This is a genomic window from Paludisphaera mucosa, assembly GCF_029589435.1.
In the GTDB taxonomy this organism is placed as follows: Bacteria; Planctomycetota; Planctomycetia; order Isosphaerales; family Isosphaeraceae; genus Paludisphaera; species Paludisphaera mucosa.
On record NZ_JARRAG010000001.1, the window covers coordinates 964705 to 989193 of the forward strand.

General features: G+C 69.3%; 23 protein-coding genes. 11 read left to right on the forward strand and 12 right to left on the reverse strand.

Annotation, left to right across the window (positions count from 1 at the left end):
* The first annotated feature begins 17 nt into the window (after positions 1–17).
* The 5 genes from PZE19_RS04075 to PZE19_RS04095 all read left to right on the forward strand — a co-directional run bounded on the left by PZE19_RS04075 (position 18) and on the right by PZE19_RS04095 (position 5170).
* A complete protein-coding gene (locus PZE19_RS04075) occupies positions 18–380 on the forward strand; it encodes an STAS domain-containing protein (RefSeq protein WP_277859291.1) in 363 nt (120 codons plus the stop codon).
* 173 nt (positions 381–553) lie between these two features.
* The gene (locus tag PZE19_RS04080) at positions 554–1009 is read left to right on the forward strand and encodes a PilZ domain-containing protein (protein ID WP_277859292.1); all 456 of its coding nucleotides are present in this window, start codon (positions 554–556) and stop codon (positions 1007–1009) included.
* A gap of 258 nt (positions 1010–1267) precedes the next feature.
* Entirely contained in the window at positions 1268–2536 is a 1269-nt protein-coding gene (locus PZE19_RS04085; RefSeq protein WP_277859293.1) for a TFIIB-type zinc ribbon-containing protein, read from the forward strand.
* A 50-nt stretch (positions 2537–2586) separates the two neighbouring features.
* Positions 2587–4116 (forward strand): hypothetical protein, encoded by a 1530-nt coding sequence (locus PZE19_RS04090; RefSeq protein ID WP_277859294.1) that lies wholly within the window; start codon positions 2587–2589, stop codon positions 4114–4116.
* 571 nt (positions 4117–4687) lie between these two features.
* Positions 4688–5170 (forward strand): TraR/DksA family transcriptional regulator, encoded by a 483-nt coding sequence (locus tag PZE19_RS04095; RefSeq protein ID WP_277859295.1) that lies wholly within the window; start codon positions 4688–4690, stop codon positions 5168–5170.
* A gap of 264 nt (positions 5171–5434) precedes the next feature.
* On the opposite strand, the gene rbp is transcribed toward PZE19_RS04095, so the two are convergent.
* The 4 genes from rbp to PZE19_RS04115 all read right to left on the reverse strand — a co-directional run bounded on the left by rbp (position 5435) and on the right by PZE19_RS04115 (position 8723).
* The gene (gene rbp / locus PZE19_RS04100) at positions 5435–5833 is read right to left on the reverse strand and encodes an RNA-binding regulator (protein ID WP_277859296.1); all 399 of its coding nucleotides are present in this window, start codon (positions 5831–5833) and stop codon (positions 5435–5437) included.
* A 267-nt stretch (positions 5834–6100) separates the two neighbouring features.
* Positions 6101–6769, reverse strand: coding sequence for a molybdenum cofactor guanylyltransferase (gene mobA / locus PZE19_RS04105; RefSeq protein WP_277859297.1), 669 nt, complete (start codon positions 6767–6769; stop codon positions 6101–6103).
* A gap of 37 nt (positions 6770–6806) precedes the next feature.
* Positions 6807–7289, reverse strand: a complete 483-nt coding sequence (locus PZE19_RS04110; protein ID WP_277859298.1) for a hypothetical protein — start codon at positions 7287–7289, stop codon at positions 6807–6809.
* A 99-nt stretch (positions 7290–7388) separates the two neighbouring features.
* On the reverse strand, positions 7389–8723 hold the full coding sequence (locus tag PZE19_RS04115; RefSeq protein WP_277859299.1) for a sulfatase-like hydrolase/transferase: 1335 nt from the start codon (positions 8721–8723) through the stop codon (positions 7389–7391).
* 332 nt (positions 8724–9055) lie between these two features.
* On the opposite strand from PZE19_RS04115, the gene PZE19_RS04120 reads away from it, so the two are divergent.
* The gene (locus PZE19_RS04120; protein ID WP_277859300.1) at positions 9056–10603 is read left to right on the forward strand and encodes a trypsin-like peptidase domain-containing protein; all 1548 of its coding nucleotides are present in this window, start codon (positions 9056–9058) and stop codon (positions 10601–10603) included.
* Between the two features lie 3 nt (positions 10604–10606).
* Complete coding sequence (trpD, locus tag PZE19_RS04125) at positions 10607–11638, forward strand: anthranilate phosphoribosyltransferase (protein ID WP_277859301.1); 1032 nt, start codon at positions 10607–10609, stop codon at positions 11636–11638.
* Here the strand turns inward: trpD and PZE19_RS04130 are convergent.
* The 4 genes from PZE19_RS04130 to PZE19_RS04145 form a co-directional block, all read right to left on the reverse strand.
* A complete protein-coding gene (locus PZE19_RS04130) occupies positions 11623–12138 on the reverse strand; it encodes a GNAT family N-acetyltransferase (RefSeq protein WP_277859302.1) in 516 nt (171 codons plus the stop codon). The two genes, trpD and PZE19_RS04130, sit on opposite strands and share 16 nt — an antisense overlap.
* Positions 12138–13061 carry a rhomboid family intramembrane serine protease gene (locus tag PZE19_RS04135; protein ID WP_277859303.1) on the reverse strand — a complete coding sequence of 308 codons (924 nt, stop codon included), beginning with the start codon at positions 13059–13061 and terminating at the stop codon, positions 12138–12140. The genes PZE19_RS04130 and PZE19_RS04135 overlap by 1 nt, the downstream gene beginning before the upstream one ends.
* A gap of 199 nt (positions 13062–13260) precedes the next feature.
* Entirely contained in the window at positions 13261–13644 is a 384-nt protein-coding gene (locus PZE19_RS04140; protein WP_277859304.1) for an STAS domain-containing protein, read from the reverse strand.
* Positions 13645–13841: 197 nt separating this feature from the next.
* Positions 13842–14066: a hypothetical protein gene (locus PZE19_RS04145; protein ID WP_277859305.1), complete on the reverse strand. Its 225-nt coding sequence runs from the start codon at positions 14064–14066 to the stop codon at positions 13842–13844.
* Between the two features lie 383 nt (positions 14067–14449).
* Here PZE19_RS04145 and PZE19_RS04150 point away from each other — a divergent pair, with 383 nt between their 5' ends.
* The 4 genes from PZE19_RS04150 (at position 14450) to PZE19_RS04165 (ending at position 19695) form a co-directional block, all read left to right on the forward strand.
* Positions 14450–15484, forward strand: a complete 1035-nt coding sequence (locus PZE19_RS04150) for an FAD:protein FMN transferase (RefSeq protein ID WP_277859306.1) — start codon at positions 14450–14452, stop codon at positions 15482–15484.
* 6 nt (positions 15485–15490) lie between these two features.
* Positions 15491–16618 carry a DoxX family protein gene (locus tag PZE19_RS04155; RefSeq protein WP_277859307.1) on the forward strand — a complete coding sequence of 376 codons (1128 nt, stop codon included), beginning with the start codon at positions 15491–15493 and terminating at the stop codon, positions 16616–16618.
* 30 nt (positions 16619–16648) lie between these two features.
* A complete protein-coding gene (locus PZE19_RS04160) occupies positions 16649–18208 on the forward strand; it encodes a Gfo/Idh/MocA family protein (RefSeq protein ID WP_277859308.1) in 1560 nt (519 codons plus the stop codon).
* A 161-nt stretch (positions 18209–18369) separates the two neighbouring features.
* A complete protein-coding gene (locus PZE19_RS04165) occupies positions 18370–19695 on the forward strand; it encodes a citrate synthase (protein ID WP_277859309.1) in 1326 nt (441 codons plus the stop codon).
* Positions 19696–19775: 80 nt separating this feature from the next.
* Here PZE19_RS04165 and PZE19_RS04170 read toward each other — a convergent pair whose 3' ends face one another.
* The 4 genes from PZE19_RS04170 to PZE19_RS04185 form a co-directional block, all read right to left on the reverse strand.
* Positions 19776–20438: a LutC/YkgG family protein gene (locus PZE19_RS04170; RefSeq protein ID WP_277859310.1), complete on the reverse strand. Its 663-nt coding sequence runs from the start codon at positions 20436–20438 to the stop codon at positions 19776–19778.
* Entirely contained in the window at positions 20435–21928 is a 1494-nt protein-coding gene (locus PZE19_RS04175; protein ID WP_368411274.1) for a LutB/LldF family L-lactate oxidation iron-sulfur protein, read from the reverse strand. The genes PZE19_RS04170 and PZE19_RS04175 overlap by 4 nt, the downstream gene beginning before the upstream one ends.
* Positions 21929–21966: 38 nt before the next feature.
* On the reverse strand, positions 21967–22752 hold the full coding sequence (locus PZE19_RS04180) for a (Fe-S)-binding protein (RefSeq protein WP_277859312.1): 786 nt from the start codon (positions 22750–22752) through the stop codon (positions 21967–21969).
* 149 nt (positions 22753–22901) lie between these two features.
* On the reverse strand, positions 22902–24257 hold the full coding sequence (locus PZE19_RS04185) for a hemolysin family protein (protein ID WP_277859313.1): 1356 nt from the start codon (positions 24255–24257) through the stop codon (positions 22902–22904).
* Between the last annotated feature and the right edge of the window lie 232 nt (positions 24258–24489).

Consider the following 24489-nt stretch of genomic DNA (forward strand, 5'->3'; position numbering starts at 1 on the left):
TAACCAGGATCTGTAACATGCCCCCAGCAGACCGGATCAACATCACGGAGGTCGACGGGGTCAAGGTCGTCCGCTTCCAGGACCGTCAGCTGTTCGACGAGCGCACCGTGCGCGAGGTCGCCGACCAGATCGCCGCCAAGCTGCCCAACGACGGCAAGCCGATCCGGCTGGTCCTCGACTTCAGCGAGGTCGGCCTCATCTCCAGCACCCTGCTGAGCAAGCTCATCCTCCTCCAGCGGCGGATCGACGGCTCGCACGGCAAGCTCCGCCTCTGCGAACTTTCGCCCGTCCTCCAGCAGGTCTTCCGGACGTCGAATCTCGACCGCCTCTTCGGCGTCGATCGCGACCTGCGGTCCTCGATGGAAATCCTCCGCGCCTGACCGCGGGGGATTTCCGCGGGCCTTTCATCGCGGCCGGGTCGAGTCCCGGCGGCGCGATCGTCCATTTTCGGCATCGCGAGGGACGATCGCAGGTATGCGGACTACGCTTCCGATGGAGGTCGCGGACGCGTCCCGTCCCGCCCCACAATCGGGCCGATAGTCCGGAGGATGGCATGTCCACGCAGAAAAAGCCGATCGAGGAGATCGTTGGCCGGTCCAGGAGGGGGGGAGGCCCCCACATCTCGCTGGAGCGTCGGCAGGAGCCGAGGTTGCCGGCCGTGGATTACCGGATCTGGGTGGGCCGCTGGAGTTCGCTGCGGGAGTTCGCCACGGTGGCCGCGCGGGTCGAGAACATCAGCCGCGGGGGCGTCCGACTCCTGACGACCGAGCCGTTCGTGGAATCCGACGACGTGTGGCTCCGGCTCGCGAGCCCCGAATACGACGGCTGCGTCTGCGCGGAGGTGCTGCGGGTCTCGGCGACGGGGGACGGCGATTATCTGTCCCGACTCCGCTTCTACGAGCCGTGCCCGGACCCCTTCTTCGACGTCGTGACCAAGGGGCTGCGGGACTGCGGGGCGTCGAACGTCGGCGACGATTCGTCCACCGGGATCGCCGACGAAGGAGCCTGAACTTCTCCTCCATCTCTTCCACCCCATGAGTCGGCCGCGGACCCCTCCCCGGGCCGCGTCCGAGGGGAAACCGTCGGCTCGCCCGCCTCGCGCGACCGGAGCGTTGACCTGGAGATCGTCGATCTCCATAATTCGGACAGCGCCTGTCTTACGGTCGTCATGTGTCGGACGCCGCCGTCGTCGTCGTCGAGAGATCGGGCGGGGCTGGCTCCGGCCGGGAAGAGGTGGTGTTTGGGGCTCTTCGGCCGAGCGAAGAACTTGATCAAGGGCCTTGCGACGCCTCCGGAGGCCGACGTCCAGTACTACAACGTGGTGTGCCCCCTGGGCCACCGCGTTCGGGGTCAGCGGACCGAAGGGTATCAGGCGCTGCGCTGCCCGGCCTGCGGCGAGGGGGTCTTCGTCCTCCCGATCAGCCCGCTGCCGGACCCCGGCCCGCGTGTGGACGTCGCGAGCGGCCGGCGTTCCGTCGAGCCGACGGGCGTCGCCCGCGTGGTCGAGGAAGGCCCGATCGAACTCCACGACCCCGGCGAGGCCACCGTGGAGATGGCCGACTCGATCCCCCACCCCGACGCCGAGATCTCGTGGGAGGACGACGTCGCGCCGTCCCGCACGACAGAGCGGCCGGCCGGCCCGGCGCCCGCACCGCGTCGGCCCGCGAAGGGGCGGCCGCCGGGCCGCGACGCCGCCCCGGTCGAGCGTGAGAGAGAGACCACGCCGCGAGGGGGCGGCCGCCGGGCCGACGTGCGCCAGCCGGTCGTCGCGATCGAGACGCGGAGTCGCCGCCGGTCCGGGTGGAAGCCCGTCTGGGTCTTCGCACTCGTCGCGATGGTCGTCATCGGGACCGTCTCCCTGCGCGTCTGGCGGACCCGCCGTCAGGAGCTTCCGCGGGTCGCCGAGCTGGGCCGCGTGGAGGGCATACCGGCCCTGGAGGCCGGCGACTTCGATCGCGCCTACCAGATCCTGGCCCCGGCGAAGCAGGCCGTCGACTCGCTCGGCGGCGAGGTCGAGGGGGCCGACCGGATCCGCCAGGCCGCGGACGAGGCCGGGCTCTACGTCAACCTGGCGACGGCCGGGCTCGAGGAGTTGCTCGACCAGGCGGCGCGGTCGGATCCCAAGAAGTGGGCGACGCAGTTCGACGACCAGTACCGGGGCCGGGGCGTCCTCTTCGACACACGGATCAAGGCGGCGCCGGACTCCGCCGAGAAGCGCTACGAGATCGATTACGTCGTCCTGCCCACCGAGGACGCCGGCAGCTTCCGGGCGGGAGGCGCGCGGCCCGAGCGGTCGGCGCGGGTCGATTTCCAGGACTTCGAACTGTTCGAGCTGGCCCAGCCCAAGGTCGGCGACCACGTCGTTTTCGGGGCCCGCCTCGCCGCGGTCGAGTTCGACTCGGGGAGCAACGCCTGGGTCGTCCGGCTCGAACCCAAGAGCGGCCTGTTCGTCCAGTTCCACAAGGCGCTCCAGGCCCTGGGCTGGCCCGAGGCGGACGAGTCCGCCGCGCCGGTCGAAGCGGGAGGCGAGAAATGACCCCGACGGCACTCGGTCGAACCCGTCCCCCCGTCGGACTGCTCGCGGCGATGGCGATCGTCGCAATCTCGGCGCTGGGGCCGTCGGCCTCCGCCCAGCAGGAGACCGCCACGGCCGTCGAGCCCGCGGACCTGACGCGTCGCGAGGACCTCGTGGGGAAGCTCATCGTCGTCGACGACCGCGTTCGGTTCTTCCAGAACCATCCCCGCGTCGGTTACGACGAGCTCTACGTGAAGCGGACGCCGCTCGCCTTCCGGCTGCCCGCCGCCCTGCGGCCCGAGTCGCCGCCCCGCAACCCGGCGGTCATCGTTCAGGGCCGTTTGACCCGCGAGGGGACCAGGCTGTACGTCGACGCCACCGCGCTGAGCCTGCAGCCGTCGGACCAGGAACGCTTCGACAAGGGGATCGCCGCCCTGCCCGCACGCGACTTCGAGCAACGCCGGGAGTGGGCGCGATGGGCGTCGAAACGTGCGCGCGATTTCGGCGACGAGAGCCTGGGCCTCCGGGCCAAGGCCGCCGAGACCGAGGCGCTGCGGATCGAGGCCGAGGCGAAGCGCGTCACGGTCGACGCACCCCGCGAATGGCTGTCGCTCGCCCAGCAAGGTCGCAAGCGCGGCGTGGCCGAGGCCGACACGTCGGCCCTCGCCCATCGCGCGTTTCGCACGCTGCTCGCCTCGGCCGCGACGCCCACGGCGCTCGAAGGGCTGAAGTCGGAGATCGAGGCCTACTTCCCCGCGGCGGCCGCCGATTCGGCCGCAGCCGAGGCCGATCTCGGATCCTGGGCGGAAAAGTACGACCAGGATCCCGCCGCCGCCTACCGAACCGCCCCCGCTGAGGTTCGGAAGCCGCTGGACCGCCGACTCTGGGCGGACGTCGTCCAGCGGCTCCTCGAATTGCAGGTCTCGCAAGATGTGCAATCGTCGCTGAAGGTGGTCGACGAGGCCGCTCGACTCGTCCCCGATCGGCCCCAGCTCGCGGTCAAGCTGATCGACCAGGCCCAGAGCCAGGCTCGCAAGGACCTTACCGCACTTCGGCTGGCCCAGGTGGAGGCGATCGGCGGGCTGCTCAGCGACCGCGCCAAGAACCCCGGGGCCGCCGCCGAACTCTACCGCGACTGGCTCAAGTCCCAGCGCGACCACCTGAGCGACACCGACGCCGAGGGCCCTGTGGTGCTCGCCGGCCATTACGAGAAATTGCTCCACGATCCCGAGGCCGGCCGCCAGCTCCTCGATCGCGCCTGGAAGATCGCCCCCGGTTCCGCCATGGTGACCGAGGCGTTCAAGGCCCGTGGCTATCGTCGCGTGGGAGAAGACTGGGTCAAAGACGTCGAAGCCCCGGAGGCGACGGCCGCGGCGGCCCCGCCGACGGACGTCGAGCAGGTCCTGCGCAACAAGACCCCCGCCGAAGTCCGCGCCGTCATGGGCGTCGAGCCTTCCAGTAAGACGACCGTCGCCACCAAGAGCCGCGTCATCCTCCAGTGGATCTACATCGAGACGCGTCAGAAGCGTTACGTGAATTTCATTTATGTACCCGGCAGCTCGAACCCCCGTGTCGCGTCGGACTTTTTCTTGCCTCTGTAGGATTTGGTCCTAGCTTTCCGTCGGGGAAGCGGGCTGATTCTCGATAAAATCCGGGCCGCGGGATTTTTTTGGTTGATTTCGAGGGATTGGGCCCCAAAATAGCGACGCTTTCCCGCCTCCTCCGCCCTCCTCTTCAAGAAAGCTGAGGAGCCCTTCATTCCAGGGGCGACGCAGCCCTATTGAATCGCGTCGTCGCCCTTGCGGGTCAGGGGTGGGGGATTCCGCCCGGATCGCCGAAAAGCGGGAACAAAATCCTAGTGAATTCGTCAAACCTTTCGCAGAACCGGACGTAATACCCTCGGCATCGGAAAACGACGGGGACCGGCTCCAGACGACGGCGCATCGTATGCTAGTAGCGAGAGGCGGGATCGAGGGTCGTCGGCCTTACAGGTCCAACGACGCGACCAAGATCCCCGCCGAATCCGGCGGCCGGCGTCCCGTGGTGAGCTATCATCTTCTTACGCATCCGAGCCGTATCATACGTTCGCTGGCGTCCCTCGGTCATGCGGACCTGTAGATCGCCGCGTCCGAGTCCCAGTGATCCCAGCAGGAATACACCAGGAGGTGTACGATGGCCCGCAAAGACGCTCTGCTTCGCTTGACCTCGCGGTTGATCGCGCGACGGGACGCTCTCCGCAAGGCCCTCTCCGGCGACCTGGAAGGCTTCCGCAAATTCTCCGATCCCGGCGGAGTGGGCGACAACGTCGACGCCGCCGTCGATTCGGCCAATGATGAAATCAGCTCTCGCCTGGTCGAGATCGAGAGCCGCGAGCTGGGCCAGATCGAACACGCCCTCCAGCGGATCGCCGCCGGCGTCTACGGCCGTTGCGAATTCTGCGGCGGCAAGATCCTGGAACCCCGGCTCAACGCCCTGCCGTATACGAACAGCTGCATCGACTGCCAGCGCGAGAACGAGCGGCTGGGTCGCGACCGCGGCATGGATTCGGATACCCACCGCTGGGCCAAGGTCTTCTCGAAGCCTGCGGATGAAGAGGGCGACGCCCCGATCAACCTCAGCGACTTTGAAATGGACTTCAGCGACTCCGCCCGCTGATCCCGGCGCGATCGGCGTACGCCGATCGCGACGCGACGACCCGTAAATGATGCAAGCCGCCGAAGGGGCCTCCCTCGGCGGCTTGCGTTGTTTGATGGGCTCGGGAGACGCCGGAATGGACCGGGGCCTGGGGGGAGACTCGGGCGAGAGGGCGAACCCGGAGCCGCCGCGTTCGGCAGGCTCCGGATCGAGTCCGGCTGGGATTGCAGGAAGGCCGCGTCGGTTCAGGTCGAACGTGCGAACGCTTCGGGTCGGATCACGGGATCAATAACGGCCGCCGCCGCCGTAGTCGCCACGACCGCGGCCGCCGCCGCCGCCGTAACCACCACCGCCACGCGAGCCGCCGCCGCCCCCACCGTAGCCGCCGCCACCGCCGCCGCCGCCATAACCGCCGCCACCGCCGCCCGAGCGGGGTTCGCGAGGCCGGGCTTCATTGACGGTGAGCCGCCGCCCGTTGTGCTCCTGGTCGTGCAGGGCCCGGATGGCCTCTTGCGCCTCAGCGTCCGTGTCCATCTCGACGAAACCGAAGCCCTTGCTTCGACCGGTTTCGCGGTCGGTGATAACCTGAGCGCTCTGGACCGTCCCATACTGGGAGAAGAGCTGCTCAAGGTCGGTGTTGGCGACCCCGTAGGTCAGGTTCCCGACGTACAATTTCTTGCCCAACTTGCAATCTCCTGAGCCTGGACGTGAAGGCGGCCCTCATTTTACTTTCTAGGCCGAGACGAAAGGGGCCGGATGGCGGCCCGGGGGCGGTAGGGCAGGGGGAGTAGGCGAGCGATCCCGGAAGGCATCGACATCGCGCACGCATCCATCCCCAACCATTCTTGATTATACCCGGCCCGGCAAAATCGTCCCAGCGAAATCCCATGCTTTTGGCGGAATCCGCGGAGGGCCCGCGGCGCCCAACCTAAAGCATTTCATGATTACCTCTTAAAGCGATCGAGGCGACCTCGGATTGGGGCCCGAAACGGGCCGTCGAGGGCCCTCTTCGGACCGTTCGTCGAGCCCTTCCAGGGCGCGCCGATAATCCTCGGGCGTGTTGAGGTTGGCGAGCGTCCGCAAGTCGGCGTCGACCGCACGCAGATCGACCTCGGGAACCTCCCGCCGGCGGAGGGCCGTGGAGAGCGCGGTGAGGCGTCGGACGTCCTGGGCCAGCAGGCTCTCGACGGCGACCCGGGTCGGCGTCACGCGGTAAAGTGCGGCGACCGGGTTCGGCCGTCCCGCCACCAGGGGCATGGCGGCGTCGTGGTCGCCGATCCGGCTCAGGAGGAGGTCCATCCAGGCCGGCTCGAAGAAGGGGGAGTCGACGGCCGCGAGATAGACGAACTCGATCGCGGGCGGGACGGCCGTGAGCCCCGTCGCGAATCCCTGGAGCGGTCCCCGGCCCCTCTCCAGGTCGCGTACGAGAAGGACCGAGGTCGGAGTCGGCGGCAAGACCTGATCGGGGGCCGCCGCGAGGACGACGGGGCGGGCGACCGCCGAGAGGAGGCGCGTCACGCGGGCGAGGAGCGTCTCCGTCCCGAACAGGAGGTCGGCCTTGGGCCTCCCCATGCGACGGCTCTCCCCGCCGCACAGGACGATCGCGGCGACCTCGGACATAGGGCTCCCTCCTCGGTCGCCGCGAAGGCTTCGTGCCTCAGGGCTTGCCGGCGTCGGCGACCTTGGGCGGCTCGGGGCGGCGGAAGGTCACGACGTCGGCGAGCGGTCCGTCCCCCGGGGTGAAGTCGGCGGGCCGGGCCCCGTTGAAGCCGCCGTTGCACATCACGAACGCGTCGTTCTCGATCTTGTAGACACCTTGGACGTCGGGGAAGGACTGGAAATCGCCGGCCGCGAAGCCGACCCAGTCCACGTTGCGGGGCGACGTCGACTCGTCGATCCGGATCTCGCCCTTCGCCTGGATCTTCAGCCCTTGCGCCGTCTGGATCACGACCCCGACCCTCTTGCCGGAGACGTCGAGCGTCACGCGGATGTCCCGCGCGGGGCCCACGCAGGCCTCCCACTTGCCCTGCAACCGGCCGATGTCGCCGGGATGCGAGAGTTCTTCGCCCGCCAGGCCCCAGGAGGAGCCCAGGATCAAGAGCCACGCCGCCAGCCACTTCGTACCGATCCGCGTCATCATCGTACCCTCGCCGTTCCCGTCACTCGATCATGGAAGTCCCGACGTCACCCGCCCTTCCGTGGGAATCGACCCGTCAATCAACAACAACACGCGGCCATCTCAATCGCCCCCGGTGCGGAGCCACGCGTCGAGATCCTTCTTGATCCCGCCGGCCAACTCCGGGTGTTCGGCCGCGACGTCCCGGCGCTCCGCCGGGTCGCTCGCGACGTGGTATAACTCGGGCTTCCCCCCCCGCGTGACGACCAGTTTGAAATCCCCCCGCATCGCGGCGACCTGCTCGGCCCCTTCGTCCCGCCATTCCCAGAACAGCGTGCGACCCGGCACCTCCCCGCGACCCAGCCAGGCCGGCAGGACGTTCAGGCCGTCCACACGCCAGGAAGGATCGACGGCCGCTCCGGCCGCGGCGGCGAACGTGGGCAGCAGGTCGATGAGGCCGGTAACCTCCTGCGAGACGCCCCCGGCCGGGATCCGTCCGGGCCAGCGGGCGAAGGCCGGGATCCGGATACCACCTTCCCACAACGTCCGCTTCTGGCCCCGGAACGGCCGATTGCTGTCGACCGCGGAGCTCACGCCGAGATTGCCGGCCTCGAATGTAGCGCCGTTGTCGCTCGCGAAGACGACCAGCGTGTCGTTGCTCAGGCCCAGCGACTCGATCCGGTCGACGAGCCGCCCGACGTTCGCGTCGAGCCGCGTGACCATGCCGGCGTAGGCCGCGGAGAGCGCCTGGTCGGGCTTCGGCTCCGGGAGCTTCCCGCGGTGCTTCTCGACCTCGTCGGCCGGCGCGGCGATCGTGAAATGGGTCGCGACGTAGGCGACGTAGAGGAAGAACGGCTTCTCGCGGCGCCGATCCAGGAAATCGATCGCCTGGTCTGTGAACAGGTCGTCGACGTAGCCCGCCACGGGCACTTTTTGACGCGCTTTCCACAGCTGCTTGGGAAATTTTTCCCAGGCCGCAGTGGCGTCGGTGTATCCGAAGAACTCGTCAAAGCCCTGGTCGAGCGGGTGGACGAAATCTTTGGCGCCCGCCCGGGGGCGGCCGTGGTGCCACTTGCCGAACAGGCCGGTGGCGTAGCCCGACGGCCTGAGGGCCTCGGCGATGGTCGTCTGCTCGGCCGGCAGGTCGTCGCTGTTCCTGGCGACGCCCGAGTGGATCGTGTACTTGCCGGTGAGGAAGGCCCCGCGACTGGGGGCGCAGATCGGCGCTGCGGCGTAGCAACGCTTGAGCACGACCCCTTCGCTGGCGAGCCGATCGAGACGCGGGGTCGCCCACTCGGTCCGGCCGTTGAAGCCCACGTCGCCCCATCCGAGGTCGTCGGCGACGATCAGGAGGATGTTGGGCGGCCGATCAGCGGCGGACGCCGGGTCGACGGACAGGGCCCAGGCGGCCAGCGTCGACACCGTCGCCGCGATCCAGGCGTAACGACCTCGTCTCATCGCTTCGCTTCCCTCTTCGTCGCGGTACTCGACCCGCCCCGGCGTCGAGGCGACCTTCGCCCTCGTTCTCTCTTTTCGGACCGCGACCTCGTCGTCCGCCAGTCAATCCATTGTATATCTATAAAATAAGTCTGGAATAGGTGCGGCGGATGATTGGTCGAAAAAAAGCAACACCGCGGCCTGCCATCGGTGCAGGCGGCGGCGGGTCGCGAGTTTTTGACTTGGGGTCGGGGCGGGGGGTATATTGACGGTGCCGGTGGGGCGAAGGTTGCCTCATGCGCCCGACTGCGGGAGCCCGAGCGACCTCCGAACTTTGGGCCTGGAGCCCGTTTATGAAGATGCGGTCGGCCTCGATCATGCTTGTGGCGGGCTCGCTGGGCGTGGGCCTCGGCGTCGGGTTCCAGATCGGCCGCGGGGGCGGGGTCCTCTCGGCCCAGGTCGGCGCGCCAGCTCCGGCGCTGGACGGGCCGGTGAATCCGTCGGTCCGAAAGGTCGGCCTGGTCGAGGCCAACGACGCCAAGGTCTACGACGAGCTGGTGCGCGAGTACGACCGCTTCAAGCACGTCGACCGCATGTTCGAGCTGGTCTCGCAGGCGGTCCGGCCGACGGTCGTCCACATCGTCACCCAGAAGACGACCCGGCACGAGGAGGGCCAGCGCGTCCGCAAGTTCGAGGAGACCGGCTCGGGCGTGATCGTCCGCAGCGACAAGGCCCCGGGCCTCTTCGTGCTGACGAATCACCACGTCATCGAGGGCGGCAAGAGCAACCGGATCCGGGTCTTCCTCCACGACGGTCGGTCGATCATCCCCGAGACGGTCTGGAGCGACGTCATGGCGGACATCGCCGTGCTCAAGCTCGACCGCGACGACCTTCCCGCGGCGCGATTGGGCGACAGCGACGCCGCCCAGATCGGCAGTTGGGTGCTGGCCCTGGGGAGCCCGTTCGGCCTGACCCACTCGGTCAGCCAGGGGATCATCAGCGCCCGCAGCCGCCATATGGACGAGCTTCAGGACGTCGAGAACCAGGACTTCCTCCAGACCGACGCCGCGATCAACCCCGGCAACTCGGGCGGGCCGCTCGTCAACATGCTGGGCGAGGTCGTCGGCATCAACAACTCGATCGCCAGCAGCCACGGCGGCAACGAGGGGGTCGGCTTCAGCATCCCGATCAACCTCGCCCGCTGGATCATGAACGAGCTGATCGTCCACGGCCGGGTCGCCCGGGGCGGCCTCGGCGTGGTCCTCGACCCCGACTTCCGGCCCGAGAAGGCCGTCGAACGCGGGCTCGATCGGCCTCGAGGCGCCCTCATCGAACGGGTCAGCCCGGACTCGCCGGCGTCGCGGGCGGGCGTCCGCGACGGTGACGTCGTGCTCCAGTTCGGCGGGGCCGCGATCCTTGACCTGAATCACCTGATCAACGCCGTCTCCATGTCGCCGATCGGCCAGCCCGCCGACCTGGTCGTCTGGCGCGACGGCCGGGAGGCGAAACTGCAGGTCACCGTCGCCGATCGCGAGCGCACGCTGGGGCCGCCCGTCGATCGGACCGAGGCCGCCCGCCAGGGCCGGTCCAAGGACCGCCCGGTCGGGCCCACGAGCCTGGCGCTGGGGCTGGAGCTAATGAGCCTCGACGGCGACCTGGCCGTCGGCCACGGCCTGCCCAAATCGTCCCGCGGGGCCCTGGTGGTGGCCGTCGAGGCCGAGAGCCCGTTCGCGCCCCTCTGCCGGGTCGACGACGTCATCTCGGCGATCAACGACCAGCCGATCCAGACCGCCGAGGAGGCCGTGCGGTTCCTCGCCCACGAGGACGCCGCGCCGCTCATCATCAGCCTCGACCGCGCGACGAACGGCCGCGTCGAGCGCCACGTGATCCGGGTCCCCTGACGCATGGAAGCCTCCGAAACGCTCACGACGGCGATCGAAACCCTGGCCGCGGGTCGTCCTCTGGACGCTGGGGAGACTCGGCGGGCGGTCGAGGCGATCCTCGACGGCCGGGTCGGCGACGTCGAGACCGCGGCCTTCCTGACCGCCCTGCACATCAAGGGCGAGACGGGCGATGAACTGCTCGGGGCCGTTCAGGCGATCCGAGAACGGATGATCCCGTTCGACGCGGGCCGGGTCGACGCGATCGACACCTGCGGCACGGGCGGCGACCGCGCCGGAACCGTGAACATCTCGACCGGGGCGGCCGTGGTCGTCGCCGCCTGCGGGGTCCCGGTGGTCAAGCACGGCAACCGCGCCGCGTCGGGGAAGTCGGGCAGCTCCGACGTCTTGATGGAACTCGGCGTGTCGGTCGAGGCGGACCCCGCCGTCCTTCGTTCGGCGCTCGACGAGCTTGGCGTCGCCTTCCTCTTCGCCCCTCGGTTCCATCCCGGCCTGCGGGGGGTCGCCCCGATCCGCCGCCGGCTCCCCTTCCGAACCGTCTTCAACCTGGTGGGGCCGCTCTGCAACCCGGCCTCGCCGCCGTTACAGCTCGTGGGCGTGCCCGACCCCGGCAACGCCCGCCGGATGGCCGAAGTCCTGGCGCGGACGCCGACGACCCGCCGCGCGGCCGTCGTGCGCGGGGCCGACGGCCTCGACGAGGTGACCCTGAGCGGCCCGACGGAGGTCCTGCTCGTCGAAAACGGCCGGATCTCGAGCCTCGCCTGGCGGCCGGACGATTTCGGGCTCCCCGAGACGAGTGCCGACGGCCTGGGCGTCGACGGCCCGGCGGAGAGCGCCTCGCTGCTACGCCAGGCCTTCGCGGGCGAGCCTGGCCCGGTGCGGCTCTATCTCCTCGCCAACGCCGCCGCCGCGCTCTGGACGGCCGAGGGCGTTTCGTTGCGCGACGCCGTCGCCCGCGCCGCGGAGGCGCTCGACTCGGGACGCGCCGCCAGGCTGCTGGAACGCTGGGCGATCCGGACTCACGAACCGTTGTGACGCCGGCCGTCGGGCTGGGAGCGTTCCATCCACAGCTCTTCGAGGACCGTATAGCCGGCCTCGTCGAGGCCCAGGGCCCGGTACGCGTCGCGGGCGCGATGGTTCTCGTCCTCGACGTAGAGGCGGATGCCGATGACGTCGCCGGCGGCCAGGGCCTCGTCGCGGATACGCCGATAGAGGGCCTTGAAGACGCCCTGGCCCCGGTGTTCGGCGTCGATGTAGACGCTCTGCAGCCACCAGAGCCAGCCGTTGCGCCAGTCGCTCCACTCACGGGTGATCGCCGTCTGGCCGATCACCCGGCCGTCGCGGTCCGCCGCGATCCAGTAGCGGAGGCGGTCGGGATCGGCGAGGGCGCGCGCGACGCCGTCGCGGAGGATCGCGGGGTCGAGGACCTTGTCCTCGGTCTCGTGGGCGAGCCGTCCGTTGAAGTCCACGATGGCGTCGAGGTCGGCGGCCGCGGCGTCGCGGATCGAGAAGTTCGAGGTCGGGCGGGCGTCCATCAGTGACGGTCGCTCCGGCGGTCGCGGGCGCGTCGGCTGGCTTCCTGAAGGACCCCACGCTCCTCGTCCGTCAGCCCGTCGCCCCCCTCGCGCGCGATCTTGGCGAGGACCTCGTCGAGCCGGGCGTCGAGTTGCTCCGCGGGCAGGACGTTGGCGGACGGCGCCAGGGCCCCGACCGTCTCGCCCGCACTACGCGTCGGCACGGGGGTGCGCGGCCGGGTCGACTCGTAGCGCGGCGGCGTGACGACCTTGAGGCGGGGTCGGCCGATCCTCCCGGCCGTCAGCCGCGACCAGCGGAGGTCGAAGTGCTTGAAGGCCAGGGCGAAGGCCGCGCCGGCGAGGTGCGACTCGAACGCCACCGGGCCGCCCCGACCGTCGACCACCATCGGCCAGACGAGGTAGATCGTCAGCACGAGCCACATCGGCATCGGCACGAGGATGAACAGAATCTCGCGGCGCGGGTAGTAGAGGGTGTAGAGCGTCAGCACGGCCATGACCGCCCCGGAGGCACCGATCATGTAGCTCGGGCCGGACGTGAAGGCCTGCACGACGGCCCAGCAGAGCGTGCTGACGATCGCCGAGGCCAGGTAGAAGGCGAGGAAGTCGCGGCTGCCGTAGAGCGACTCCATCTCCCGGCCCACGAACCACAGGAACAGCATGTTCCCGAAGATGTGCCAGAGGGTCCTCTGGTCGTGCAGGAAGGTGGCCGTCAGCAGCTCCCAGACCCGGCCCTTCTGGAAGATCCCCTCGGGCGAGGCGGCGAGCCAGTCGCGGACGAAGGCCGGGTCGACGTGGAAGGCGCGCTCGATCAGGAAGACGGCCACGTTGATGAGGATGAGCGCGGTGCACCAGGGGGCCGTCCCCCCGAACCAGGCGGGACCGCTCTTCTCGCCACGATAATACTCGCGGTCGTAAATCCCCATCTTGGCTCCGCTCCCGGGAAAGGGGACGATCGGCCGCGGTCGGATCGCGTCGGGAAACGGCCGAGGGCCTCGAAATCATCATCGGGACGGCGGCGGGAACTGTCAACGGCTGGCGCGGCGGGTCGAGCAGGGGGGCGGCCCCGGCGGTTCGAGGGCGCCCGTCCGGGCCGAGAGGGTCCGATCGAGGGCGGCGGTCGGATCAGTCGAGCTCGAGGGCGGCGATGGCCTCGTTGCGGGTGTCGTAGATCGGCCAGACGATGTCGAGCGAGGTCACCCGGAGCAACTCGCGGGTCCGCGGGGTCACGCCCGAGAGCGCCATCGAACCGCCGTTGGCGGAGGCCAGCTTCCAGGTGCGGATCAGGAGCGCCAGGAACATCGACCCGAAGTAGTTGACCCGGCTGAGGTCGAAGACGATCAGGGGATCGTCCTGCCTCTTGATCGGCTCGAGGATCAGTTCGGCGGCCTGCTCTTCCAGGCGGAACGACAGCTTCTCCAACGCGGGGGTCGCCGTGATGACGGTCACGTCGCCATGACGCTCGATCGTGAAGGCCTCGTCGGTCATGTTGGTTTTCTTGGTGACCATCTGTGGGCGCTCGCTTCGATGAGGTGCCGAATCAAGCCGAGACGTGGGGGACGACCTGCAAGGTCTGCCCCCCTAGCCTAGGGTTTCGCCCCTGCCGGAGCAAGGTCGAAGGCGGCCGACCGGCGGCCCGTCGCCGTCGCGGACCGGCCCGCCGCGGCGGCGCCGGGCGGGCTCGGATGGTCGGGAAGGCGGCCGGCTCAGGCCGACGGGCGGCAGTTCGAGAAGGCGCGGACCACCTCGTAGAGGTCGCCGCTGACGAGCATCTCGTCGTTCTCGAAGTCGCGGAGCCAGACGTAGTTGTCGCGATACGCCTGGGCCAGCAGGGGATACAGGTCGCAAAGCCGGATGGGGATGGACGGAGCCTCGGCCTCTTGGGTGTCTTCCTCGGGGTACGGGAAGAGTCGCAGACGTGCGGTCGCCATCGATTTTCGTCCTCCGTGCATTCCCACGGGCCGGGAGCCGATCGGTCCCAGGGCCGCTACATGATCCGCTCGAGGGCCGAGCACGAGTCCGGGGCGCGTCGGCGAGACGTGATCTCGACCCGCCCGGCTCGATCCTGACCGGTTCATCCATCGGCGCGCGACGGGGCGCGACATCAGGAAAAACGACGCAGCGTCTTTCGGAGGCCCCCGGACGAGTGCTTTCTCGTTTTGGCCTCTTCGCGCGGAAGGTCCGTCTGCTATAGTCGATGGGCCGACTCGAACGGCGATCCGCGGCCTCTGCAGACCGGGAACGCTCCGCTCGGCCCCGCACGGATCCCACACCTTTGCAAAGGCCCCTCTGCGTGAAGGCTCCTCGAAGCGGAGTGAATCGTCGCGACCTCATGCGGCTGCGGCGGCTGGGCTCGGAGACGCCCCGCGGCACCGCCGAGGCCCCCGGCGCGACCGACCTGCTCCGCATCCACCGCCCGGGAATGGGCTCGGCCTTCGAAATCCGCCTCGGCGCCCGCGTCCCCGGCGCCGTGGAACTGGCCGGCCGCGCGCTCGACCGGGTCGAGGCCCTGGAAGTCCAGCTCACGATCTATAGCGACGATTCCGAGGTCAGCCGCCTCAACCGCACGGCCCACGCCGGCCCGGTCGCGGTCGAATCCGGCCTCTTCGCCCTCCTCGAACGCGCCCGCGCCCTCTCGGAATGGAGCGGAGGGGCCTACGACGTCACGGCGGGCGCCCTGTCCCAGGCCTGGGGTTTCGTCCGCGGCCCCAGACGCGTGCCATCCGAGGCCGAACGGACCGAGGCCCTGGCTCGGTCGGGCTGGCGCAAGCTGCGGCTCGACCGCGAACGGCGGACCGTCGCGTTCGACGTCGAGGGGATGGTGATCAACCTCGGCAGCATCGGCAAGGGGTTCGCGATCGACCGCGCGGTCGACGTTATCCGGAGCCACTGGCTGCCGACCTCGGCGCTGGTGCACGGCGGCCGGTCGAGCCTCTTCGCGCTGGGGTCGCCGCCGGGACGGTTCGCCGACCGCTGGGAGATCGCCCTGCGGAACCCGTTCGACGACGAGACGCCCCTGGGCGTCTTCCGCGTCCGGAACCGCGCGATCGGCACCTCGGGCGGCGCCTTCCAGCGGTTCGAGGCCGACGGCCGGACCTACGGCCACATCCTCGACCCCCGCACCGGTGAGCCGGCCGCGGGGCCGGCGAGCGTGACCGTCCTCGCCCCCGACGCCGCCGAGGCCGACGCGCTCTCGACGGCCCTGTACGTGATGGGACCCGAGGCCGCCCGCGACCTGGTCGCCCGCCGCCCCGAGGTCGGAGTCGTGTTCGTGGAGGAGGGCCCGGCCGACCGCAGCCCGCGCGTCGTCGCGATGGGGCTCGGCCCCGGCGATTACGCCTCCTCTTGACAGCCCATGCCTGGTGATGAGAGAGAAAGGAGGCGTCCCCTGAACGCCGCCAGACGCTATCAGATAGGGTTCCTCGGGGCGCTCTTCCTCGTCCTGCTCCGGGTCGCGATCGGCTGGCATTTCCTGACCGAAGGCGTCAAGAAATACGAGGCCGGCGAGCACGGCAAGCCCTTCTCGGCCGAGATCTACCTCAAAAACGCCAACGGCCCGTTCGCCCCCTACTTCCGCGGGATGCTGCCCGATCCCAACGGCCTCGACCTGCTGGAGCCCGAGCGGCTCAAGAAGTCGTGGACCGACATGGTCGGCGGGATCGGCCGCCACTACGACTTCGACGAGGACCAGAAGGGGCAGGCCAAGAAGCTCCTCGACGACGCCGGCGTGTGGGCCGACTACTGGTTCCACAACCCGACGAACGTCCAGGGCCGCGAGAAGTACTACCACGACCTCCGCGAGGCCATGCTCGTCGAGCGCGACCCGAAGTCGATGTCGTTCCAGCTCGAACGCGCCTGGGACGCCCGCAAGACGCTCGACGGCGAGAAGAAGACCCTCACCGCGCCGATCGTGGCGCAGGGCGAGGACCTCAAGGCCGCCGTGATCGGCCTCGCCACGTCCGACCAGAAGCAGGCGCGGCTCGCGAGCTGGGAGTTCCCCTGGCTCAAGTCGAAGCTGCCGACCTCGGCGGCCAACGCCTACGACGGCTGGCGGCTTCGAAAGGCCGAATATCAGGGGCCGACGACCTTTCTGGACGTGGCCAACGTACTGACGATGTACGGCCTGATCCTGATGGGGGTCTGCCTCATCCTGGGCTTCCTGACGCCGTTCTCGGCCCTCTGCGCGGCGGCCTTCCTGGCGATGATCTACTTCTCCATGCCCCCCTGGCCCGGGCTGCCCGACAACCCGAAGGTCGAGGGCAACTACTTCATCGTCAGCAAGAACCTCATCGAGCTGATCGCCTGCCTGCTGATCGCCGCCACCCCGAGCGCCCACTGGGTGGGGCTCGACGCCCTCTTCTTCGGCGCACGCCGCCGCCGCCGCCTGGCCCGTCGCGAAGGCCTGATCGAGGCTTCCGACGACGCCGAGTACGCCGCCGACTCCCGCAAGACCGAAACCGCCCGACTCGCGAGCCGACCCTAAAGACGCCTACCCCTTCGAGAGGAGCCTGGGATGACCAATCTGACCGCCGAACAGCGCCTTCTAGGCCGCGAGAACGCCAACCGGGCCCTGGGCATGAGCCGCCGCGACTGGCTGGCCGCCGCCGTCGCCGCCCCCGCGATGGGCGCCTATTATTTCGGCTACAAGAACGGCCTGGGTGACAAGCCGCCGGTCAAGGCGGCGATCATCGGCACCGGCGACGAGGGTTGCCAGGCCATGATCCGCTTCCACAACCGCGACTACATGAACTTCATCGGCTTCTGCGACATCCGCCCTTCGCAGCAGGAGCGGGCCCGCAAGGAGTTCACCAACCACAAGCAGTACACCGAGGGCGACGTCAAGGCGATCAAGCAGTATCAGAACAAGGAGGAGATGTACGCCGACCCGGACGTCGAGGTCGTCGTCATCGCCCTGCCGCTCTGGCTGCACGCCCCCGTCGCCATCGAGGCCATGAAGGCCGGCAAGCACGTCTTCACCGAGAAGCTGATGGCCCACTCGATCGCCGAGTGCAAGGAGATGTGCCGGGTCGCCCGCGAGACCAACAAGCTGCTCGCCGTCGGCCACCAGCGGCACTACTCGGCCCTCTACGACAACGCCAACTTCCTGCTCAATAACGGCGTGCTCGGCGACGTCCGCCACATCCGGGCCCTCTGGCACCGCAACAACGCCCAGCCCCGCGTCCAGAAGGACAAGGCCGGCAACCCGGTCTATGACACCACCACGGGCCTCCCCCAGTACATGCACGACGAGAAGGGGAACCTGATCTACCAGGACTCCTGGAAGCGGATCCCCCCCGACGCCGACAAGAACATCGACTACGCCGCCCTCGGCTACAAGAGCCTCGACGAGCTGATCAACTGGCGGCTCTACAGCCGCACCGGCGCGGGCCTGATGGCCGAGCTGGGCAGCCACCAGCTCGACGCCTGCTCGATCTTCCTGGGCAAGCGGCACCCGATCGCCGTCACCGGCGTCGGCGGCACCTACTTCTACAAGGACGGCCGCGAGGCCGACGACCACGTCTTCACCATGTTCGAGTTCCCGGGCTCGGACGAGAAGGACCGGATCGTCGTCACCTACTCCTCGATCAACACCAACTCGTTCGACGGCTACGGCGAACAGGTGATGGGGTCGAAGGGGACGATGATCGTCGCCGGCGAGAAGGAGATCCTCCTCTATAAGGAGGCCGGCGCCGCGACCCTCTCGAAGACGACGAGCGTCACCGTCGAGACCCAGAACAAGAAGCCCGTGCTGGAGACCAGCCCCAGCACCGCCGGCCCCAGCGCGGCGACCTCGATCGGCGGCCTGGCGACGGCCGACCCGTCGCGCGGCTACCGCGAGGAGCTGGAGCACTTCGCCTACTGCATCCGCCACGGCGACGCCTCCAACTACCACGCCGACGCGGAGCACCAGCCCCGCTGCCGCGGCGAGGTCGCCCTGGCCGACGCCGTCATCGCCCTGACCACGAACATCGCCATGCATCAGAACCGCCGGATCGAGTTCGATCCCAAGTGGTTCGACTACGCCGCCGACGACACGCCCGACGGCTCCACCGTCGTCGCCAACCGCGGCTGATCCGCCCTCGCGGCGGGCGGAGGCTCCCCCTCCGCCCGCCGATCGCCTCCCCTCCTCTCCCGGCCCCACCGGCCCGGCGGCCCTCCTCCCACACCGAGCCGACGTCGTCTCGCGTCCTCCCGTCACGTCCGAAAAGCCAGGCTCCCATCGAGGGCCCTTCCATGCAGTCCACCGCCGTCCCCGCCGCGGCCGACGCCGCGCGCGGGACCGCCCGCGTGCAGCTCCCCGAGGCGGAAGTCGAGCTTCCCATCGTCGTCGGGTCGGAGGGCGAGCACGGCGTGAACATCGGCCGGCTGCGCGACCAGACCGGCTACATCACCGTCGACCCAGGCTTCGGCAACACCGCCGCGTGCAACAGCGCGATCACGTTCATCGACGGCGAGGAGGGGATCCTCCGCTACCGCGGCTACCCGATCGAGGAGCTGGCCGAGAAGAGCAGCTTCGTCGAGGTCGCCATGCTCCTGATCTTCGGCCAGCTGCCGGCCAAGGCCGACGTCGAGCGCTTCCGGGGGATGCTCACCGACGAGCAGCTACTCCACGAGGGGATGCGCTACCACTTCGAGGGCTTCCCGTCGCACGGCCACCCGATGGCGATGCTCTCGGCCATGATCAACGCCTGCGGATGCTACCATCCCGAGCTGTTGTCCTCCGAGATGGACGACGAGCGGCTGCTGCGGGCCACCGCGACCCTGATGAGCAAGGTCTGCACGATCGCGGCGTTCAGCTACAAGATGACGAAGGGCCAGCGGATGGAATATCCCGACCCCTCGCTCAGCTACTGCCGCAACTTCCTGCACATGATGTTCTCGATGCCGCACCGACGATATGAGCCGCCGCTCCAGGTGGTCCGGGCGCTGACGAAGTTCCTGATCCTCCACGCCGATCACGAGCAGAACTGCTCGACCTCGACCGTGCGGATGGTGGGGTCTTCCGGGGCCAACGTCTTCGCGTCGGTCTCCTCGGGCGTCTGCGCCCTGTGGGGCCCGCTCCATGGCGGCGCCAACATGGCCGTCATCGAGATGCTCCAGCAGATCCACGACGGCGGCGACGACCCCCGCTCGGTCGTGGCCAAGGTGAAGGACCGCAAGTTCCGGCTGATGGGCTTCGGCCACCGGGTCTACAAGAACTTCGACCCCCGCGCCAAGATCCTCGAACAGACCTGCAGCGAGCTGTTCGACACCCTGGGCGTCTCCGACCCCTTGCTCGACATCGCCCGCGAGCTGGCCGCGATCGCGCTCACGGACGACTACTTCCTGGAGCGGAGGCTCTACCCCAACGTCGACTTCTACTCGGGGATCATCCTCCGCGCCCTCGGCATCCCGCTGAACATGTTCACCGTCATGTTCTCGATCGGCCGCGTCCCGGGCTGGATCGCCCACTGGTACGAACTCTACCGCGACCCCGACCGCCGCATCTGCCGCCCCCGCCAGATCTACACCGGCTCGGGCAAGCGCGAGTACGTCCCGATCGCGTCCCGCGGCTGTTGATCCGTGCAACGCGGCTGCAACTCACGGCCTTCCCCCGCGAGGGGGGGGAAAGCCGTCGTCGACGTCGAACGACTCTTCGCTCACTCCACGTCGAGCGCAGTGACGACGATCACTTCGAGCGTCCGCGGGCCGTGCACCCCTTCGACGCGATTCAATTCGATGTCGGAGGTGGCCGAGGGCCCGGAGATGAACGTGATCGGCCGATCCGGCGACTCGGCGGCGGACTGCAGCTTCACGACGGCCTCGGGGACGAGGCCGACGACCTGCTCCTGGAAGGTCACGCAGAGGTGGTAGTCGGGGACCAGGCTGATCGCGCGTCGGCCCTGGCCGGGCCCGCTGTCGAGCACGACGGTCCCGGTCTGCGAGATGCCCAGGGCGCATGCGGTCAGCACGCCGTCGCTGTGCTCCAGCTCGTCGTTGGACAGTCCGGGCTCGGCGATCAGCGTCACGCCGGCCGGCGCCCAGCCTTCGGGGAGGTCCGCCGGCACGACGAGGCGGGATACGTTCCGGGCGGCGCAGGACGCCGCGATCGCGGCGGCGAGGCCCTCGACGCGCGTGACCTTCACCTTCGCCTTGTACTCGCGGACCCGCTCGATGAAGCGTTCGAGACGCTCGCGCTCGGGGGCGTGGTCGACGTGCTCGTACGAGCGGTCCACGGCGACGTCTTCCGGGCGCTCGGAGGCGGGGACGTCTTTCAGGGCGGCCCGGATGCGGTTCAAGACGGTTTCTCGCGACGACGTCACGGCCGGGTCTCCTCGCGGGGGGGCAGCTTGGGCTTCACGGTCCGCTCGCGCTCGGCCCACCACTCGCGGAAGGTCTGCTGGGCGACGGGGTAGACGTCGCGGACGGCCGTCCAGCCGCCGAGGCTGCCGGGGAGCCTGTCGATCACCCCGTTCTTGACGACGAGCTTCTGGCCCAGCCGGCCGAGCTTCTGCATCGCCGCGTAGCGCCGCGGCGTCGAGAAGACCTTGGCGAGGCCCTGCATCGACACGTTCTCGGGCGAGAGGCGGCCGAGGAAGGATTCTTGCTTCTTCCGGACGACCTGGCCGCGGAGGTGGAGCAGGACCTCGGGGATGTTGATCTTCACCGGGCAGACCTCGTAGCAGTAGCCGCAGAGCGACGAGGCGTACGGGAGCGAGCCGGCGTTTTCGACGCCCACGAGCTGGGGCGTCAGGATGGCGCCGATGGGGCCGGGGTAGACCGAGTTGTACGCGTGGCCGCCGGTCCGCTGGTAGACGGGGCAGACGTTGAGGCAGGCTGAGCAGCGGATGCACTGGAGCGCCTGGCGGCCGATCCGGTCAGCGAGGACCTTGGTCCGGCCGTCGTCGAGCAGGACCAGGTGGAACTCGTCGGGCCCGTCGCCCGGCGGGGCCAACCCGGTCCAGAACGAGGTGTAGGGGTTCATGCGCTCGGCCGTGCTCGAACGCGGCAGGAGCTGCAGGTAGACCTCCAGGTCGCGCCAGGTCGGGATGAGCTTCTCGACGCCCATCACCGAGATCAGGACTTTCGGCAGGGTCAGGCACATCCGGCCGTTCCCCTCGGACTCGACGATGCAGACGGTCCCGGTCTCGGCCACGCCGAAGTTGACCCCGCTGATCGCGACCGGGACGGTGAGGAACTTCTTCCGCAGGTGGGTGCGGGCGGCGGCGGCGAGGGCCTTGGGGTCGTCGCTGAGGCCTTCGGTCCCCTCCAGGGTGCGGCGGAACAGCTCGCGGATCTCGGCGCGGCTCTTGTGGATGGCGGGGACGAGGATGTGCGAGGACCGCTCGTCGGCGAGCTGGATGATCAGCTCGGCCAGGTCGGTCTCATACGCCGCGATCCCCTCGCGGGCGAGGGCCTCGTTGAGGCCGATCTCGTCGGTGGTCAGCGACTTGATCTTCACGACCTCGCGGGCGCCGTGGGACTTGACCAGGCCGGCGACGATCCGGTTGGCGTCCTCGGCGTCGGCCGCCCAGTGGACCTTGCCGCCGACCCGGGCGACGCTCTCTTCGAGCTGGATAAGGTACTTGTCCAGGTGCCGGAGCGTCCGATCCTTGATGGCCCGGCCGGCCTCGCGGAGCGCCTCCCAGTCGGGCATCTCGTCGACGACCTTCGTCCGCTTGCCGCGGATGGTGGTGGTCGCCTTGCCCATGTTGAAGCGGAGCTGGGTGTCGCCCAGCGAGAGCCTCGCCGCGTCCTCGAAGGCCATGGCCGGCCGCTTGGTGGGCAGCGGGGGGACGCCCTCGCGCGACATCAGCTCGGCGTTGGTGGTCGGGTCGTGTCGGGCCATGATCAGGAATTCCTTTCGGCGGCCGCCGTCGCCGCCGCGACGCCCACGGCCGGCATACCTTCCTCGGTGCAGGCCAGGATCTCGGCCAGGTGGATCGGGTTGACCCCCGTCCGCTGGCGGTGGAGGCCGCCGCCGATGTGCATCAGGCACGAGTTGTCGGCCGACGCGCAGTACTCGGCGCGGGTGTCCAGGACGCAGCGGATCTTGTCCGACAGCATGGCGATCGACGTGTCCGCGTTCTTGACCGCGAACGTGCCGCCGAACCCGCAGCACTCGTCGGCCTTGGGCAGCTCGACCAGGTCGATCCCGCGCACCTTGCGGAGCAGCCGCTGCGGCGCGTCGCCGATGTGCAGCATCCGCATCGAGTGGCAGGTCGTGTGGAAGGTGACGCGGTGCGGGAAGTAGGCCCCGACGTCCTCGACGCCCAGCTCGTTCACGAGGAACATCGACAGCTCGAAGACCCGGGGGGCCAGGGCGGCGACCTCGCGGCGGAGCGTCTCGTCGCCGAACTCCTCGGCGACCCGGGCGTAGACCTCTTGCACCATGCTCACGCACGAGGCCGACGGCGAGACCACGACCTCGGCGTCGCGGAAGACCTCGACGAAATGCCGGACCATCGGCAGGGCCTCGCGCTGGTAGCCCGAGTTGTAGTGCATCTGGCCGCAGCACGTCTGCCCCATCGGGAACGCGACCGTGTGGCCGAGCCGTTCGAGCAGGGCGACCATGGCCTTGCCGGTGCCGGGGAACAGGGTGTCGTTGAAGCAGGTGATGAACAGCGAAACATGCATCGGCGCCGACCTCTGGCGGACCCGCGGCGGCCGGAGGGGCTCGCGACGCCGGGCCGAAAGGCCGACCGCTCATCCCGCGAGTCGCGAACTGGGTCGAGTATATCGCGCCGGGGCCGGCGAGGGCGACCGGGGCCCGGCCTCGCCCCGGCTCAGGACGCCTCGGCCGAACGCCCGGGACGCGACTCGGCCTCGGCCTCCGGCCGGATCGGTTCGATCCGGATCCGCCGCACGCGGGTGGGGTCGGCCTTGAGCACGGTGAAGCGATGGCCCTCGATCTCGACGTAGTCCCCCTTGTGGGCCAGGCGGCCGAGCAGGTCGAGGATCAGGCCGCCGGCGGTCTCGGCGTCGGTCTCCGGCAGCTTGACGCCGACGGCCTCTTCGAGGCGGTCGAGCGGGCAGGACGCCTCGACCTCGAAGACGCCCTCGCCAAGCGGCGTGACGTCGGGGGACTCGCGGTCGAACTCGTCCTGGATCGGCCCGACCAGCTCCTCCAGGACGTTCTCCAGCGTGACCATGCCGACCACGCTGCCGTACTCGTCGAGGAGCATCGCCAGGTGGACCTTGTTGCGCTGGAACTCCAGCAGGAGCTGGTCCAGACGCAGGGTGACGGGCAGGTAGGGGGCCTTGCGGGCGAGCTGACGGAGGTCGACCCGGCCGGTCTGGAAGCCGCCGCTGCGGAAGACGTCCTTGACGTGGATCATGCCGATCACGGAGGTCAGGTCGTCCTCGCAGAGCGGGTACCGCGTGTGTCCCGCCTGGCGGGCGAGCTTGAGGTTCTCTTCCAGGGGCCGCGACAGGCTCATGTAGACGATGTCGGGGCGGGGGATCATGACCCGCCGGGCGGTCTTCTCTTCGAGGGTCAGCACGTTCTCGATCATCATCCGCTCGGAGCGCGAGAGGTGGCCCCCCTCGACGCTCTCGGCCAGGATGTGGCGGATCTCCTCGTCGGTGTGCGTGATCTCCTCGGCGCTCCCCCCGCCCAGGCCCAGGACCTTGAGCGTCAGGTTGCTGAGGGTGTTGAGCAGCCAGATCGCCGGCCAGAAGACGTAGGCGAGCAGCACGAGCGGCGGCGCGGTCACCAGGGCCACCACCCTCGGCAGCCGGATCGCCAGCGTCTTGGGCGCCTGCTCGCCCAGGGCCATGTGCAGGAACGTGACGAAGGTCAGCGAGAGGATCGGCACCAGGGCGATCGACATCCCGCCGACGGCCAGCCGCGAATGAGCCAGCCCGACCATCGCCAGGATGTGCTCCATGAGCGGGTCGATCCACTTCTCGATCGCCCGCCCCAGCGCGAGGCTCGCGACCGTGATGCCGATCTGCGAGGCCGACAGGTAGAGGTCCAGCCGGTCGAGCGCCTTGCTCGTCAGCCGGGCGGCCCAGTTCCCCTGCTCGGCGAGCTGATCGATCTGGCTGGTCCGGACCTTCACCAGCGCGAACTCGGCCGCGACGAAGTAGGCGTTGACCAGGATCAGGCCCGAGATGATGAAGAAATGGGACGTCTCCATGGCGAGCTTGCCGGGTCCTGCTGTTGAGGATTGGGTGGCGTGTCGGAGGGCGATTCGGACGCGGACAGGGGATTCTAACCGATCGCGCCCGCCCTGACACTCTCGAATTCCGTGCCACGCCTGAGCTTGCGGCGGGCCGGAAATCGGGGCGACAGGTCCCGGCGATTCTGCTAAAGTCTCGGCCTGAAGATGACGGAGGCCCCGCTGACGCCTCGGCGTCCGGGGGCGTTCC

What these genes read in the sequence shown, in the direction of transcription:
- PZE19_RS04130 (WP_277859302.1), bottom strand. Translation starts at nt 12,138, where the DNA reads ATGGACGCCCGCCCGACCTCGAACTTCTCGATCCGCGACGCCGCGGCC.
- PZE19_RS04115 (WP_277859299.1), bottom strand. Translation starts at nt 8,723, where the DNA reads ATGAGACGAGGTCGTTACGCCTGGATCGCGGCGACGGTGTCGACGCTG.
- PZE19_RS04095 (WP_277859295.1), top strand. Translation starts at nt 4,688, where the DNA reads ATGGCCCGCAAAGACGCTCTGCTTCGCTTGACCTCGCGGTTGATCGCG.
- PZE19_RS04140 (WP_277859304.1), bottom strand. Translation starts at nt 13,644, where the DNA reads ATGGTCACCAAGAAAACCAACATGACCGACGAGGCCTTCACGATCGAG.
- PZE19_RS04185 (WP_277859313.1), bottom strand. Translation starts at nt 24,257, where the DNA reads ATGGAGACGTCCCATTTCTTCATCATCTCGGGCCTGATCCTGGTCAAC.
- PZE19_RS04180 (WP_277859312.1), bottom strand. Translation starts at nt 22,752, where the DNA reads ATGCATGTTTCGCTGTTCATCACCTGCTTCAACGACACCCTGTTCCCC.
- PZE19_RS04080 (WP_277859292.1), top strand. Translation starts at nt 554, where the DNA reads ATGTCCACGCAGAAAAAGCCGATCGAGGAGATCGTTGGCCGGTCCAGG.
- PZE19_RS04160 (WP_277859308.1), top strand. Translation starts at nt 16,649, where the DNA reads ATGACCAATCTGACCGCCGAACAGCGCCTTCTAGGCCGCGAGAACGCC.
- PZE19_RS04175 (WP_368411274.1), bottom strand. Translation starts at nt 21,928, where the DNA reads ATGTCGCGCGAGGGCGTCCCCCCGCTGCCCACCAAGCGGCCGGCCATG.
- mobA (WP_277859297.1), bottom strand. Translation starts at nt 6,769, where the DNA reads ATGTCCGAGGTCGCCGCGATCGTCCTGTGCGGCGGGGAGAGCCGTCGC.
- PZE19_RS04145 (WP_277859305.1), bottom strand. Translation starts at nt 14,066, where the DNA reads ATGGCGACCGCACGTCTGCGACTCTTCCCGTACCCCGAGGAAGACACC.
- PZE19_RS04120 (WP_277859300.1), top strand. Translation starts at nt 9,056, where the DNA reads ATGAAGATGCGGTCGGCCTCGATCATGCTTGTGGCGGGCTCGCTGGGC.
- PZE19_RS04110 (WP_277859298.1), bottom strand. Translation starts at nt 7,289, where the DNA reads ATGATGACGCGGATCGGTACGAAGTGGCTGGCGGCGTGGCTCTTGATC.
- PZE19_RS04135 (WP_277859303.1), bottom strand. Translation starts at nt 13,061, where the DNA reads ATGGGGATTTACGACCGCGAGTATTATCGTGGCGAGAAGAGCGGTCCC.
- PZE19_RS04090 (WP_277859294.1), top strand. Translation starts at nt 2,587, where the DNA reads ATGGCGATCGTCGCAATCTCGGCGCTGGGGCCGTCGGCCTCCGCCCAG.
- PZE19_RS04165 (WP_277859309.1), top strand. Translation starts at nt 18,370, where the DNA reads ATGCAGTCCACCGCCGTCCCCGCCGCGGCCGACGCCGCGCGCGGGACC.
- PZE19_RS04155 (WP_277859307.1), top strand. Translation starts at nt 15,491, where the DNA reads ATGCCTGGTGATGAGAGAGAAAGGAGGCGTCCCCTGAACGCCGCCAGA.
- PZE19_RS04075 (WP_277859291.1), top strand. Translation starts at nt 18, where the DNA reads ATGCCCCCAGCAGACCGGATCAACATCACGGAGGTCGACGGGGTCAAG.
- trpD (WP_277859301.1), top strand. Translation starts at nt 10,607, where the DNA reads ATGGAAGCCTCCGAAACGCTCACGACGGCGATCGAAACCCTGGCCGCG.